The organism is Metabacillus sp. FJAT-52054 (genome assembly GCF_037201815.1).
GTDB lineage: Bacteria > Bacillota > Bacilli > Bacillales > Bacillaceae > Metabacillus_B > Metabacillus_B sediminis.
In genome coordinates this window covers 1,303,458-1,317,227 of sequence record NZ_CP147407.1, presented here as the reverse complement: position 1 = coordinate 1,317,227, position 13,770 = coordinate 1,303,458, and the positions used below count along the sequence as shown (strand labels likewise).

Here is a 13,770-nt window from a genome sequence, read left to right as displayed (position 1 = left end):
TAAAATAAGAAGAAGGCTTGTCGCTTAACAGTTCTTCTTCTCATCTCCCAAGCTCGCTTGCTGGATTTAGCACCTTGGCACGCCTAGAGCGTTCTGCCGGTTGCTGAGGTTTCGCAGGGCCAGTCCCTCCACCTCTCTGGATAAGAATAAATCGTAAGGAATATTATGAATTTTTTATAACTTTAACGCAATTTTATAAATTTTACAAGTGATTCATGTAAACTTTCCCTGATTTTCCGGAAAAGCATTTTTTTAAAAATCATGATAAAATAAGTGGAAGCGAATACAAAAACCAAAAGCGGAGGCGCCTTGCTCAGCCCCGACAAGCATAAGACAATCAGCCGGAGAAAGGCGTTTTTTCCTTTCGTAGGTTGAGTGGCTTATGACCTCGAGGGGCTAGGCGCCGGAGCTAGACGCAAAAACAAAGTAGAAACAACTTATCCATCACATTCCAAAAGCGGAGGCTCCTCAAGGAAGGATGTTCTGCTAAATGCGCGGCGTCCTGCCGCAACGCAGAACTGACCGGCCTCCTGCCGGCCCCCGACAAGCATAAGACAATCAGCCGTGGGAAAGACGTGGGAACTGACCCGCATCCTGCGGGCCCGGAGGTTGAGTGGCATATGACCTCGAGGGGCTAGGCGCCGGAGCTAGATACAAAAACTAAGTACAAACCTTACTTAATTCATCTGGAGGACTTATCTGTGGAGAAGCAAACTGGAGTTGTCAAAGAAGCTTCCTTTTTTTCAGGCGCATTGAACGAAGATCTGACTGTCCTTACATATTTGCCAAAAAGCTATTCCCCTCTGTATAAGTACAGTCTGCTGATTGCGCAGGATGGGCAGGATTATTTCAGGCTTGGGAGGATTGCCCGCCAGTATGAATCCCTGCTTGAGAACGGCGGACTGGAGAATGTAATCATTGTCGGCATTCCATACAAGAATGTACAGGACCGCCGGACAAAATACCATCCCGACGGTGAGAAATTCCCTGCTTATAAACGGTTTCTTGCCCATGAGCTTGTCCCGTTTCTGGACAGGGAGTTCCCAACATATCAGGTTGGACAGGGACGCGCACTCATTGGTGATTCGCTCGCCGCAACAGTCGGATTCATGACAGCACTCGACTATCCGAGTATTTTTGGTAAAATCATTATGCAGTCCCCTTATGTTGACGAAAAGGTCCTAAATGCTGTCATGCAATACGATGCAGAGCCGAATTTGACTATCTATCATCAGATTGGCGAAAAGGAAACTGATGTTAAGACAACGGCTGGAGAAGTGCAGAATTTCATCGAACCGAATCGCAAATTGCAAAAAGCGATCGAAAAAAAAGGATTTCCTTACACATATGAAGAATTTGATGGGGACCACACATGGACACATTGGCAGCCCTTACTGCCTAAGGCGCTTAAAGCCATGTTTTAATTAACTACTACTTACTACTGGAGGGAACCTGTATGAAATATGGAATTGTCCTATTTCCGGCAAAAAAACTTCAAGATCTGGCGAATTCCTACCGAAAACGCTATGACCCTCATTACGCGCTTATTCCGCCGCACTTGACTCTGAAGACGCCATTTGAAGCGTCAGATGAAGAAATAAAGGCGATTTCCAAAGAACTTCGATCTGTTGCAAACAAGCTGAGCCCGATTAAGCTTGAGGTGCAGAAAATCAGTTCATTCTCACCTGTAAACAACGTGATCTACCTTAAGGTGGAGCCTAATGATGAATTAATGGAGCTTCATACCGAGCTTCATTCAGGATCTCTTACTTCCGAGCCTGAATATTCTTTTGTTCCACACATCACAATTGGCCAAAAGCTATCTGATGCAGAAATGGCAGATGTTTTGGGACAGCTGAAAATGCAGGATAATCATCATATTGAACTGATTGACCGTTTCCACCTGCTCTATCAGCTTGATAACGGAGCTTGGACTGTTTATGAAACGTTCATCCTGGAAAAAGGAGAACTCTAATGCTCGCAAAAGTTGTACAGACGGAAAAAGAAATGCAGGATGCCTTTTCAATCAGAATGAAGGTATTCGTTGAAGAACAAAAAGTACCGGCAGAGGAAGAGGTAGATGAAAACGAGGAAATGTCCGTGCATGTCGTCCTATACGATGAAAGCATGCCAGTTGGCACCGGCCGGATTCGTGAAGCAGACGGCTACGGAAAGCTCGAGCGCATCTGCATTCTCCCCTCTTACCGCGGAAAAGGCGCAGGCAGCCTGATTATGAAGGAACTTGAAATTGTCGCCGCTCCAAACATTGAGAAATTCAAGCTGAATGCACAGACTCAAGCGATTCCCTTTTATGAAAAGCTTGGCTATGAAGTGCGTTCCGGTGTATTCATGGATGCCGGCATCCCTCACGTAACGATGATCAAAAGCCGTTTATGACAGACAGCGATTAAGCTGTCTGTTTTTTTTGAGTGAAAACCATTGTTAGTGTGCAATCTATAAAGGGTGATTTCGATGGATATGTACAGAATATCAACAGAATTGGTCGTTGGATTCTTCGGATTGTTTGTCATGTCAAGACTGCTTGGCAAAACTCAAATTACGCAAATTACGACCTTTGACTTCATATCGGCTCTTGTACTTGGAGAACTCGTAGGAAATGCCGTATATGACGATGAAATTGGACTATTGGATATTCTTTTTGCCATTTCTATTTGGGGGATTCTTATATTTGTAATTGAGTGGCTGACTCAAAAATCGAATAAAGCGAGGGTTATGATGGAGGGAAGCCCAACCATCATCATCCGCAATGGAAGAATTCTGAGGGAGCAGCTAAAAAAAGAAAAGCTTGATTTAAACCAGCTTCAGCATCTGATCCGATCCAAAGGTACGTTTTCCATGCGGGAAATTGAGTTTGCCATTTTAGAAACTGATGGCAGTGTGAGTATCTTGAAAAAGCCTCAATTTGACATGCCGGTCCGAACTGATTTTTCCATGATGGGCTCCATGCCTGTTCTCCCCTACAGTCTGGTGCTGGACGGAGCAGTGCAGAGGGACAATTTAAAAGAAGCAGGTCTCAAGGAAGAATGGCTTGTTAATGAGCTTTCAAATCAGGGCATCCACTCCTATCAGCATGTGCTTTATGCGGAATGGCGCAAGGGAGACGACCTATATATCCAAAAAAAATAAGACCAGCTTTATGGTCTTTTTACGGGCCGCTCATGGGCGTACAGAACGGCCTCCCCCTTTTATACGGTGATTAAGCAATTGGGGTACCATTTTCAACGGGAACATCAGTGTTAAGCAGGACAACTTCCCCATCACCTGAAACACCGCCCAGTACAAGCACTTCAGAACGATATCCGGCAATTTTGCGCGGCGGAAAATTCACAACAGCTGCTATTTGCCTTCCGAGAAGAAGGTCTGGAGTGTACCGTTTTGTAATTTGAGCACTGGACTGCTTTACTCCGATTTCCGCTCCAAAGTCAATTTTCATCTTGATGGCCGGAACTCTGGCTTCTGGAAAATCCTCAGCAGCAGTAATCGTGCCAATCCGGATGTCCAGCTTTAAAAAATCCTCAATTGATGCCGGTTCTTTGATCGAACATTCTGACTTTTTCATTTATATTCTCGCGTCAAAGGACAAACCTTTTCCCGGCTCCGAAGGCAAAGCATGAGTGGAAGATTGTTTTACCCGGTCCAATATTCTGGAAAAACGGCTTTCTTCGTGCTTGCGTTCCTCTTCCATTTTATCGCGCTGAAGATGGATTTTTGAGACACGGTCAAGTGAAGCGTAGTCGTCCTTTACCTGCACGGATCGATTAGCATACTGTATGTACTGATCGTTTTGAATAGGTGCTATCCAGCTCATATTCCCACTCCCTTTTGTTTTAAAATATACCCCAAATTTTAAATAGAAAACGCCATAATCACCTTTTTCTTTCTCTATGAGTCTGTTAAGATGGTTCTTGTCTATTTTACATATAGTTTACGTGCCCAATAGAGATTTTATGGGAGGAAACCCGATGTTTTTTGCAAAATATTCAGATAGATTAATAGAACTTCCAACTTACCCAAGAGAAGATTTTCAAAAGGTATATGACTTAGGCAAAGCTGGTTTTCTGACATGCCCTGTCTGCGGCCGTCCTGTCGTGCTTAAGTTCCGGATTTCCTCGCCGCCTGAGTTTGTGCATAAAGATCAATCAGATTCAGAAGCATGCGTGAATGCTTACATGCCGGCGGAAAAACCCTTCATCAAGAAAAAGGATCAGCCGGAGTACGAAACGTCCGGAGCCTTTCGAATTCCCAAAAACCGGTCTATTACTGATTCGGAGCAACCCAAACCTTCTACCGTTTGGAAAAATCCGAACTTCCCGGGAATCATTACCCCGTTTGCTGAAAAAAAGGACCCGCTGATAACGCTTTTTGACGATATTACGTTAAATCAGGCTCAAGCAGCAGCCGTCACGACGAATGCCTCATCCACCCTTGTCCTGGCTGGAGCGGGCAGCGGAAAGACGAGAGTGCTCACTTCAAGGGCAGCTTACCTAATCCAGGAAAAAGGTGCAAATCCAGCCTCCATCATGCTCATCACCTTTACGGTAAAAGCTGCGAAGGAAATGAAGGAACGTATGGCCGCGCTTTACGGACTTTCCATGCAGCAGGTAAACCAAATGGTAACCGGCACGTTCCATGGTATTTTTTACAGAATTCTAACGCACCATGACCGGAGCAAATGGGATTCAACGCATTTGCTGAAAGAGTGGCAGCGCGAGCAGTATGTGAAACAAGCGGGCAGGGAATTGAAGCTTGATGAAACCGAATTCCCTTTCGACCAGGCTCTTCAGCAAATCGGCCTTTGGAAAAACTCCCGTCTTTCTCCTGCAGAAGTGAAGCCCGAGGATAAGTGGGAGGAAAAGGCTGCTTTCCTTTACCGAAAGTATGAGGAATTTAAGGAAGCAAACGGCCAGTTTGATTTTGATGACATGCTGCTGCAATGTCTGCTTTTACTTGAAAACAACGACCAAATTCGCGAATCCTATCAGAACCGGTTTCAATCCATTTTGATTGACGAGTTCCAGGATATTAACCAAGTTCAGTATGAAATTATTCAACTCTTGTCTGCTAAGCACCAGTCCGTATTTGCGGTCGGTGATGATGATCAGTCAATCTATGCTTTTCGCGGAAGCAATCCCGCTTTCCTGCTTCAATTTACGAAGGATTTTCCGGATGCAAAGGTGATTCATCTTGCTTCCAACTACCGATCCAGCCACGAAATTGTCGCAACCGCGAACAAAATGATTGCAAAAAACCGTGAGCGGCACAAGAAGAAAATGGACGCCACCTTCACAAACGGAATCAAACCGCTGTTTTTCTATCCATACGATGAAGAGGAAGAAGCAACGCTGATTGTCAATGATCTGAAGGAAAAGATGTTAAACGGACGGAAGCCTGAAGAGTTCGCAATCTTGTACCGCACCCATACCGGCGGAAGAGCAATCTTTGAGCGTCTAAGCGAATCAAGCATTCCCTTTGCTGTCGACCAGGAAACCGGATCCTTTTACGAGCGGAAAATGGTGCGCACCCCACTCGCTTATTTAAGATTAGCGGTAAATCCAGATGATGGGCAAGCGATGAAAGACCTGATTTTTGCCTTATTTTTGAAATCCCAGGTTCTTCAAGATGTAAAAGCCCTATCCATCATAAATGACTGCACTCTCTTGGAGGCTTTGCTCCACGTTCAGGACATTAAGCCCTTCCAGCAGAAAAAAATACGGGACATTCTCCCGTATTTTAAACAAATCAGCAAAATGGCTCCCCTGGATGCCCTAAGTTTAATCGAGAAGAAGATGGGACTGGCCGACGCCATCAAGAAGCGAGGCAATGAAGGAAACAAAATGGAGAAAGGCTCAGACGATTTGCAAGACCTAAAAGTCGCAGCCAAAAAGTTTGGTACAATCGCCGAACTTATTGAACATGCTGACCACATGACCGCCCTTTCAGCAGACATTAAAAGAAGCGGCCGCAACCAGTCAAATGGTGTTCGGCTCATGACCATCCACCGATCCAAAGGACTTGAATTTCCATACGTTTATGTACTCGGGGCCGTTGATGGGAGCATCCCTCATGACTTTTCGCTCGAATCAGCAAGGAACGGAGATTTCACTTCATTTGAGGAAGAGCGGCGGCTCCTGTATGTCGCCATGACACGGGCTCAATACGAACTCTATTTGTCCGCCCCGCAAACAAGACGAGGAAAGAAAAGCGCGCCTTCCAGGTTTTTTCAGGCGATTGAATAGGAAAAAGACGTGCTTTTGCCTGCACGTCTTTTTTTTAAGGAGATGTCAACAAATCAAATAACCATGTCCCCATTAAATAGTACGCATGAATAAAAGAAACAGCCATACATATATAGTACATTGCGGAAAGGAGTTGTGGAAATTGGAATCACTCACAGTGCTGCGGAACATCTTCTTCACTTTTTTCCAAAACGGGATTTGGGCTGTTGGCTTCTTTTATCTTTTAAATCTCACGTTTCCAAGCAAAAGAGTACTGGATGTATCCAAAATTGTCCTTGCGGTTGCTCTGGTCGTTTACCTGCTTTACGCGTTTGCGGTCAGTATATAGCTAGAGAAGCAGAGTGGTACGGTTGCTCTGCTTCTTTTTTGTTTACAGTACTCAGACTTTCACTTAATGTGGAGATTCAGTACAAACCTCGTTTCCTTATTCAACTAGCCTTTCGGATCTATGTATCGGACTCTCCACGCTCGATATCGGACTTTCTTTCTCTTATATCGGACTTTCATTCCCTTATATCGGACACTCCGCTGCATTTATCGGACATTCCCTTTCTTATCGGACTCCCAGAACCTTTTATCGGACTCTCCACGCTCGATATCGGACTTTCATTCTCTTATATCGGACACTCCGCTGCATTTATCGGACATTCCCTTTCTTATCGGACTCCCAGAACCTTTTATCGGACTCTCCACGCTCGATATCGGACTTTCATTCCCTTATATCGGACACTCCGCTGCATTTATAGGACATTCCTTTTCATATCGGACTCCCACCACCTTTTATCGGACTCTCCACGCTCGATATCGGACTTTCATTCCCTTATATCGGACACTCCGCTGCATTTATCGGACATTCCTTTTCATATCGGACTCCCAGAACCTTTTATCGGACTCTCCACGCTCGATATCGGACTTTCTTTCTCTTATATCGGACACTCCGCTGCATTTATCGGACATTCCTTTTCATATCGGACTCCCAGAACCTTTTATCGGACTCTCCACGCTCGATATCGGACTTTCATTCTCTTATATCGGACACTCCGCTGCATTTGTAGGACATTCCTTTTCATATCGGACTCCCACCACCTTTTATCGGACTCTCCACGCTCGATATCGGACTTTCATTCCCTTATATCGGACACTCCACTGCATTTATCGGACATTCCTTTTCTTATCGGACTCCCAGCACCTTTTATCGGACTCTCCACGCTCGATATCGGACTTTCATTCCCTTATATCAGACACTCCGCTGCATTTATCGGACATTCCCTTTCATATCGGACTCCCAGCACCTTTTATCGGACACTCCACGCTCGATATCGGACTTTCTTTCTCTTATATCGGACACTCGTGACACCCGATATCCATCATTCCAACAAACACAATCCTGTCATCAAAACAAAAGCCTCTCATCCATTCGGACGAAAGGCTTTTGTTTATTTCTTATTAATCATTTTGGAGATTGTATTAAAGTCGAGCTTTTCTTTTCCATTCACAATCGAGTTGACGATTTTGTCTTCTGTTTCTTTCGGTACTTTTTTGTTCGCAATTTGGGCAACCTTGCGGATCACGTTTCGGACTGTTGTTTCATCACGGAAGTTTGCATTTTGAAGGGAATTGGCGAGAGCGAGAATTTCATTCATGTTTACGCCTGTTTTCTTTTCAATATTTTTAAAGAATTTATTATCCATTTTTTCTGCCTCCTTACTGTTGATTTATCCTATGAAGGTGCCCAAAAAATGGTGCGTTTCCAAAACGGAGAAAGTACGGACCATGAGCCCGTACTTTCCTGTTTGCATATCTTTGAAGGAGACTGCAAGTTTTAAATTAGTTGTAGAAAGAAGCACCAACGATGATCAAAAGAATGAACAATACTACGATAAGTACGAAAGTAGAACCGTAGTATCCGCCACCGCCGTAGCCGCCACCGCATCCATAACCATAAGACATTAGCCAAGCACCTCCCTTTCGTTCTTCTCTACAACATATGAAGATCGGCCAGAAAGGGTATGGACATTCGCTCAAAAATAAGCAGAATTATTTTTTTTGATTTCTGCTGCTGATCCATTTTTCGATATCTCCAGCTAATTTCTCCATTTTTGCATCAAACCCATCAGCAGCTCTCTCCATTTTATTTAAATCCTTTTCCTTTCCCTTAAGCCAGCCATCGCTCTTTTTCATAACCCCGTCATGGCTCTTCATACGATCCCCTATAAATGTTTCAAATTCCTTGCTGAGTTTCTTCCCCACATCATCACTCCCTTCTATAGAATACGGAATGATCCTTTTGCGGACACAAAAAAAAGCAGGGTAAATGCTCCCGCTTTTCACCTTTCATTAACGTTTTTTACTGCCGCAGCCGCAGCCTTTTTTCTTCACTGGTTTTGAAACCTGCTGGGTTTTCGCAGCATTTGCTGGATAAGCATGCAAATATGGCTTATTCATTACCGCTCCACCTTTCTTATTCGGGGATAAATTATGTTATGAAGGTTGGACAGAATGCGTACTGAGTCAAAAACCTAATCTAAAAGCCTAGATACCGCGGTTTCAATGATTCCAGCGAAGCCTGCCAATGCAAGTACGCAGATAAGCGGTTCAGCACCGGCCGGCCACACTCGCCAGCTCGTATAAAGAAAAGCTGTGCACCATACTCCTGTACACCAATAGCAGCTTAGAAGCTCTCCAATCCACTTCCTGATGCCTTTTCCCTTCATTTTGATATAAATCTCTTCTGCACCTGATTCATCCTTTACTACATACTCCTCATGAAACGGTCTGCGCAGCCAATCTGTAATTTTATCGAACACAATCAAACGAGTCAGGCGAAAAATCGCCAATGCAAACAAAGTAACCGTTAACCAGCTCTCAAGCATATCACTCACCTGCCATTCTTCTATTACGATATGAACGGCCAGAACAGATATGAAAAAAATCGGGAGAAATCTGTATGTTTTCATCAGACCAAATGGAACGAACCTGCATTTACTAGCTATATATGGGAAAGGAGTGAATCATTTGTCTAATGAATGGTCAGTCATGGATGAAGCAGTGAGCCAGGACACCGAGCAAAACACAACTTTATTTCAGCTTTCCGACGAAGGAATCTATGTCAAAAATTCCGATTACGTCACAATCGAAACTACTGACACTCAGCTTGCTCTATCCATTCAAGCTGCCATCCAGGTGGCCATCGCCCTTGCAATCAATTTAACGATTGCAGATAGCGCTCGCGCGGAACAAGTGACCCAGCAGCTTTTAAACAACACTGTCATTCAGCAAACAAAAAAGCAGCGCATTATCGTACTCAATTCAAAAAACGTTACCGTAAGATCCACAAACACAGACCTTGCCATTTCCCTTCAGCTGCTCATCCAAATTTTGCTGGCTCTGTTGTTGCAAATCGATATCCTGTAACCCTTTCTTAAATTTTTTAAAAGGAGTGACAACCATGTCAAAAGAAAACCTCAATGAAATCTCCGCTACCCTTATGCAGCTTTTCGTATCTGATGTTTTTAATAAAAATAACATCACCAGCGAAACGAAAAAAGAACTAAGCGAAGATCAAAAAGCGAAAATCAAAGCAGTCGTCCTAGATCTTCAAGCAAAAGTGGATGAATTTCTTGCAGTTCAGAACAAAAAAACAGAAGAAGCAGAAAAAGCCCCTGTTGAAGCACCTAAAAACACCACATTAAGAGACATGCTAAAAAACAAAAAAAACAACGAATAACTAAAAAATAGGTGCTTGAATCATGATGTTTGTCTAAACCAAAACGTAAATCCAACATTTAATAGTATTACAATGAAAGGAGGAAAAAGAACATGTCAAATTACACATGGGTAGCGAACGACAGAAGCTGCTCTCATCCGACTGAAAACAGTAACAGACTAGGCAATATGTGCAGCAAAGATGGTGAGGTAGATCAAAACTTTGATCAAGTAAGCAACACTGCTCAGCTTTCTTCTGAGACCATCATCATTAAGGATTCTTGTGACATTGAAGTAACAACTACTGAAACGCAAATCGCTGTATCCCTTCAAGCAGCTCTTCAAGTAGCCATCGCTCTTGTAATCAACCTTACAATCGCTGATAGTGCACGTGCTGAAATGGTCACTCAAGATCTTCTTCAAAAAGCTACAATCACTCAAGCAAACGCTCAAAAATTGGTTATCGAAAACTCCCGCAACGTAAATGTAAAAACTACAGACACAGACGTAGCTGTATCTCTTCAATTGCTTATCCAAATTCTTCTTGCGCTTGTTGTTTCCATCGACATTCTGTAATCTCCCTCAAAATAGCATGAAAGGAAAAAGCAGGCTCCCCGCCTGCTTTTTCTTTTTCCGCACACATCCAGATATTCGTGATGTTCACCCACACCAATAAAGACGTCCCCACATATGTTGTTAAAGACTAATGTCAATCAACCAATTAACTAAGGAGATGAAAACATGAGCTGCGGAAAAAACAATGGAAAACGCGACATCGAAGGCTGCGTATGCGAAGCAGTTGAAAACATCCTCGCAGAACAAGAAGCAGTTGAGGAAAATTGCCCGACCAGTTGCTTCAGCAACTTGCTTAGTCCATCCGCTTTGCCTGGAAAAGATACGATTCCGTTCTTGTTGTTCGATAAAAAAGGAAAACTATTCTCAGCATTCGGAAACGTAGGCGGATTCCTGGATGATATGACTTGCTTCGAAACAATCTTCTTCCGTGTAGAAGGCTTGAGAGGCTGCTGCGCAACTCTTAAACTTTTGAAGCCAGTAGACGTAGAAGGCGACACACTTAGTGTATGCGATCCTTGTGCAGAAGACTTCTTCGGACTAGAAAAATCCGACTTCTGCATCGAAGTAGATCTTGAATGCTTCTGTGCAATCCAATGTCTATCCCCTGAACTAGTGAACCGCGTATCCCCGATGAGCAAAAAGAAGCATCACCATGGATAACATTGAATAGACTGCCTAACCGGTAGTCTATTTTTTTTGGTGTTTGGAGGTTTGGGGTCGTGGTTTGTCTGACTATTTTGTCTTACAAATACTTGGATTCCGCGTTTGTCTGACTATTTTGTCTGACAAATACATAATTTCAAAGTTTGTCTGACTACTTTATCTGACAAACCTAAACCTTGTGCTACACCATTCCCCTTATCTCCCCACTCAACATCACCCTCCATCCCCATCCATGCACCAGCAATTATCCACCAGCGCCAACAATCCGCCCCTCAGGCTCTGCAGCCATTCCCCAGGTCTTTATGACGATCATCTAAATTATTTTTCATAATAGGCGTTTTCACTAGCACATTTAGCCTTGTACCTGCCTATCCTAGTATAGATAAAAATCCTTAATCGGGAGGGAATAATATGATCCGTCAAAAAGACCTTAGCTGTGTATGCGATGCGGTTGAAAACATCAACGATCTCCAGAATGCGGTTGAGGAGCAGTGCTCTACAAGCTGTTACAGCAATCTTCTTTCCCCAGTTAATACTTTAGGAGATACAATTCCGTTCATTCTATATACGAAAAAAGGGACTCCTTTCAAAGCGTTTGGGAATGTTGGAGGCCTTTCCGCGGGAGATTGCTTTAATACGATCTTCTTTCGTGTAGAACAGATTAATGGCTGCTGCGCTACTCTTCGCCTGCTGATAGCATTCAGCGAAAAGAAAGATGTGCTGGATTTCCATAAAGACAGCGCATGCGATGTTTTCCGTTTGGAAAAGACAGATTCTTGTATTGAAGTGGATTTGAATTGCTTCTGCTCCATTCAGTGCTTGAATCCGCGTTTAATTAATCGGACTCATCAGGATTAATAAAAAAGAGCTGAATTCGGAGGATCCCGATTCAGCTCTTTTTGTTAGAAGCCCAGTGGCTGGATAGCCTGGATCTCTTCAGATCTAATGTTTACCGGCTGGGAGCTTGCGGTTGTTCTGAGATGAACAACGCCGTCTGTTTCACCGATTATGATGCCTCTGTAGGTTTGGTCTGCAAGCTCAACCTGGCAGAGCGTCCTTGGGATATTGCCAGGCAGATTGGCGAAGAATGCAATTTTTTCAACAACGCTCATTTGATTGAGTACTTTCCTTGTTTTGCGTTCGTACACAGGCTTAGGAGGTTCAGTAATTGCTGTCTCCTCATCTCCTTCAGTCTTCACTATCTCTGCTAAAACGGCTTCATCTGCTGGCTGATTCTGCCTGGCTTCGGCTGCTCCTTGCTCTTCAGGGATTGTTTTCGGAGCGTCGAGCACAGCTTCGGCAGATGTTTCCTCAATAGAATCGATTTCTTTGGCTTCTTGAACTTTTTTGTCAAGCCTAGCTTTTACAGGGTTTTTCTTAACAGCAACCTGCTGCATTTGGGCCTGCGGCTGCATGTTTTCGGGCTGAACAATATACATGAGCGGCTGCTGCCGCCTGGCATTTTTCTCGTTCAATTTTTCCACCTCCGGATCATAAACTATTCAAGACAGTTTATTCACCTTCGTACCATTTCATGACCTTTAAAGATTAGGAGAAAACGACGGTTTTGTTACCATCCACTAAAATCCGGTCCTCTAAATGCCATTTTACCGCACGTGCCAAAACACTTCGTTCGATGGAACGTCCGATCCTCTTCAATTCATCTACATGATCATGATGGGAAACCCGTTCAATATCCTGCTCGATAATCGGTCCTTCGTCGAGCTCGTTCGTTACATAATGGGAGGTTGCCCCAATCAGCTTTACCCCTCGCTGATACGCGCGTTCATATGGCCTTGCCCCGATGAAGGCAGGGAGGAACGAGTGATGAATGTTAATGATCCGGTTCGGATTCGCCGCAACAAATTCCTCGGTCAATATTTGCATATAGCGGGCAAGAATGATGAGTTCAATTCCGTATTCTTTCAGAAGATCCAATTGTCTGGCTTCCGCTTCCTTCCTGATCTCCTTTGCGGCAGGAATATAATGGAACGGGATACCGAGCGATTCTACAATCTCCCTGCAATCTTCATGATTGCTTAGAACAAGGGATAAATCCGCCATGATGTCTCCGCTTTGCCAAGCCCATAAAAGCTCGAGCAGACAGTGAGGTTCCTTTGATACAAAAATAGCTGTTTTTTTCAGATCTGTCACTTGGACAATTTTCCATTCCATTTGAAAATCGGACCCAATCGGTTTGAAGGCAGTGTTCATGGAAGAAAGCTTTCCCGCAAGATCCGGGCATTCAAATTCAATCCTCAAGAAAAAGGTGCCTCCTTCGGGATCTGATGAATATTGGCTGGATTCAATGATATTCGCATTGTGCCCGAATAAAAATTTCGATACGGCTGCCACGATTCCTGGCCGATCTGCGCATTTTAGCAGGATCCTGCCCCTATTTTCGTATTTCCCCTGAAATCTTTTCAAATGAGTTTTGTTAATTGGCTGCATCTTAAATTCCCCGCCTCTCTATGTACTATGAATTGTCCCTTATTATAAGGAAATTCCTCACAAGAAAAAAGTAAAGTGAACTTGACTACAAAATAATAGTAAAGTAAACTTAACGTAC

19 protein-coding genes and 1 riboswitch are annotated in these 13,770 nt (G+C 43.8%); of the genes, 11 read left to right on the top strand and 8 right to left on the bottom strand.

Annotated features, from left to right (window positions below; genetic code table 11):
• Positions 1–37: 37 nt before the first annotated feature.
• Positions 38–147: riboswitch (SAM riboswitch) on the bottom strand.
• A 554-nt stretch (positions 148–701) separates the two neighbouring features.
• The 4 genes from WCV65_RS06975 (at position 702) to WCV65_RS06960 (ending at position 3,147) form a co-directional block, all read left to right on the top strand.
• Complete coding sequence (locus WCV65_RS06975; RefSeq protein ID WP_338781132.1) at positions 702–1,424, top strand: esterase family protein; 723 nt, start codon at positions 702–704, stop codon at positions 1,422–1,424.
• A 32-nt stretch (positions 1,425–1,456) separates the two neighbouring features.
• Positions 1,457–1,975 (top strand): YjcG family protein, encoded by a 519-nt coding sequence (locus WCV65_RS06970; RefSeq protein ID WP_035409202.1) that lies wholly within the window; start codon positions 1,457–1,459, stop codon positions 1,973–1,975.
• Positions 1,975–2,397, top strand: coding sequence for a GNAT family N-acetyltransferase (locus WCV65_RS06965; RefSeq protein ID WP_035409204.1), 423 nt, complete (start codon positions 1,975–1,977; stop codon positions 2,395–2,397). The genes WCV65_RS06970 and WCV65_RS06965 overlap by 1 nt, the downstream gene beginning before the upstream one ends.
• Before the next feature lie 75 nt (positions 2,398–2,472).
• Positions 2,473–3,147 carry a DUF421 domain-containing protein gene (locus WCV65_RS06960; protein WP_035409207.1) on the top strand — a complete coding sequence of 225 codons (675 nt, stop codon included), beginning with the start codon at positions 2,473–2,475 and terminating at the stop codon, positions 3,145–3,147.
• Between the two features lie 70 nt (positions 3,148–3,217).
• Here the strand turns inward: WCV65_RS06960 and csaA are convergent, their stop codons facing one another.
• Entirely contained in the window at positions 3,218–3,580 is a 363-nt protein-coding gene (gene csaA / locus WCV65_RS06955) for a chaperone CsaA (RefSeq protein WP_338781128.1), read from the bottom strand.
• Complete coding sequence (locus WCV65_RS06950; RefSeq protein WP_035409210.1) at positions 3,581–3,829, bottom strand: hypothetical protein; 249 nt, start codon at positions 3,827–3,829, stop codon at positions 3,581–3,583.
• Between the two features lie 154 nt (positions 3,830–3,983).
• Here WCV65_RS06950 and WCV65_RS06945 point away from each other — a divergent pair, with 154 nt between their 5' ends.
• Positions 3,984–6,257 (top strand): ATP-dependent helicase, encoded by a 2,274-nt coding sequence (locus WCV65_RS06945; protein ID WP_035409212.1) that lies wholly within the window; start codon positions 3,984–3,986, stop codon positions 6,255–6,257.
• Between the two features lie 142 nt (positions 6,258–6,399).
• Positions 6,400–6,585 (top strand): hypothetical protein, encoded by a 186-nt coding sequence (locus WCV65_RS06940; RefSeq protein WP_051860733.1) that lies wholly within the window; start codon positions 6,400–6,402, stop codon positions 6,583–6,585.
• Between the two features lie 1,108 nt (positions 6,586–7,693).
• On the opposite strand, the gene WCV65_RS06935 is transcribed toward WCV65_RS06940, so the two are convergent.
• The 4 genes from WCV65_RS06935 to WCV65_RS06920 form a co-directional block, all read right to left on the bottom strand.
• The gene (locus WCV65_RS06935) at positions 7,694–7,948 is read right to left on the bottom strand and encodes a stage VI sporulation protein F (protein ID WP_035409216.1); all 255 of its coding nucleotides are present in this window, start codon (positions 7,946–7,948) and stop codon (positions 7,694–7,696) included.
• Positions 7,949–8,084: 136 nt separating this feature from the next.
• A complete protein-coding gene (locus WCV65_RS06930; protein WP_035409218.1) occupies positions 8,085–8,207 on the bottom strand; it encodes a YjcZ family sporulation protein in 123 nt (40 codons plus the stop codon).
• A gap of 87 nt (positions 8,208–8,294) precedes the next feature.
• Positions 8,295–8,507: a hypothetical protein gene (locus WCV65_RS06925; protein WP_035409219.1), complete on the bottom strand. Its 213-nt coding sequence runs from the start codon at positions 8,505–8,507 to the stop codon at positions 8,295–8,297.
• Between the two features lie 269 nt (positions 8,508–8,776).
• The gene (locus WCV65_RS06920; protein WP_338781123.1) at positions 8,777–9,130 is read right to left on the bottom strand and encodes a DUF1360 domain-containing protein; all 354 of its coding nucleotides are present in this window, start codon (positions 9,128–9,130) and stop codon (positions 8,777–8,779) included.
• Between the two features lie 142 nt (positions 9,131–9,272).
• Between WCV65_RS06920 and WCV65_RS06915 the strand changes: the two genes are divergently transcribed.
• From WCV65_RS06915 to WCV65_RS06895, 5 genes are all read left to right on the top strand, one after another.
• A complete protein-coding gene (locus tag WCV65_RS06915) occupies positions 9,273–9,671 on the top strand; it encodes a spore coat protein (RefSeq protein WP_338781122.1) in 399 nt (132 codons plus the stop codon).
• Between the two features lie 34 nt (positions 9,672–9,705).
• On the top strand, positions 9,706–9,984 hold the full coding sequence (locus WCV65_RS06910; protein ID WP_051860735.1) for a hypothetical protein: 279 nt from the start codon (positions 9,706–9,708) through the stop codon (positions 9,982–9,984).
• Between the two features lie 92 nt (positions 9,985–10,076).
• Entirely contained in the window at positions 10,077–10,538 is a 462-nt protein-coding gene (locus tag WCV65_RS06905) for a spore coat protein (protein ID WP_035409221.1), read from the top strand.
• Between the two features lie 165 nt (positions 10,539–10,703).
• Positions 10,704–11,198: a CotY/CotZ family spore coat protein gene (locus tag WCV65_RS06900; protein ID WP_035409224.1), complete on the top strand. Its 495-nt coding sequence runs from the start codon at positions 10,704–10,706 to the stop codon at positions 11,196–11,198.
• Positions 11,199–11,615: 417 nt separating this feature from the next.
• On the top strand, positions 11,616–12,059 hold the full coding sequence (locus WCV65_RS06895; protein ID WP_156505962.1) for a CotY/CotZ family spore coat protein: 444 nt from the start codon (positions 11,616–11,618) through the stop codon (positions 12,057–12,059).
• A gap of 44 nt (positions 12,060–12,103) precedes the next feature.
• Here the strand turns inward: WCV65_RS06895 and WCV65_RS06890 are convergent, their stop codons facing one another.
• Entirely contained in the window at positions 12,104–12,676 is a 573-nt protein-coding gene (locus tag WCV65_RS06890) for a CotO family spore coat protein (protein ID WP_051860736.1), read from the bottom strand.
• Between the two features lie 73 nt (positions 12,677–12,749).
• On the bottom strand, positions 12,750–13,652 hold the full coding sequence (gene purU / locus WCV65_RS06885) for a formyltetrahydrofolate deformylase (RefSeq protein WP_338781116.1): 903 nt from the start codon (positions 13,650–13,652) through the stop codon (positions 12,750–12,752).
• Between the last annotated feature and the right edge of the window lie 118 nt (positions 13,653–13,770).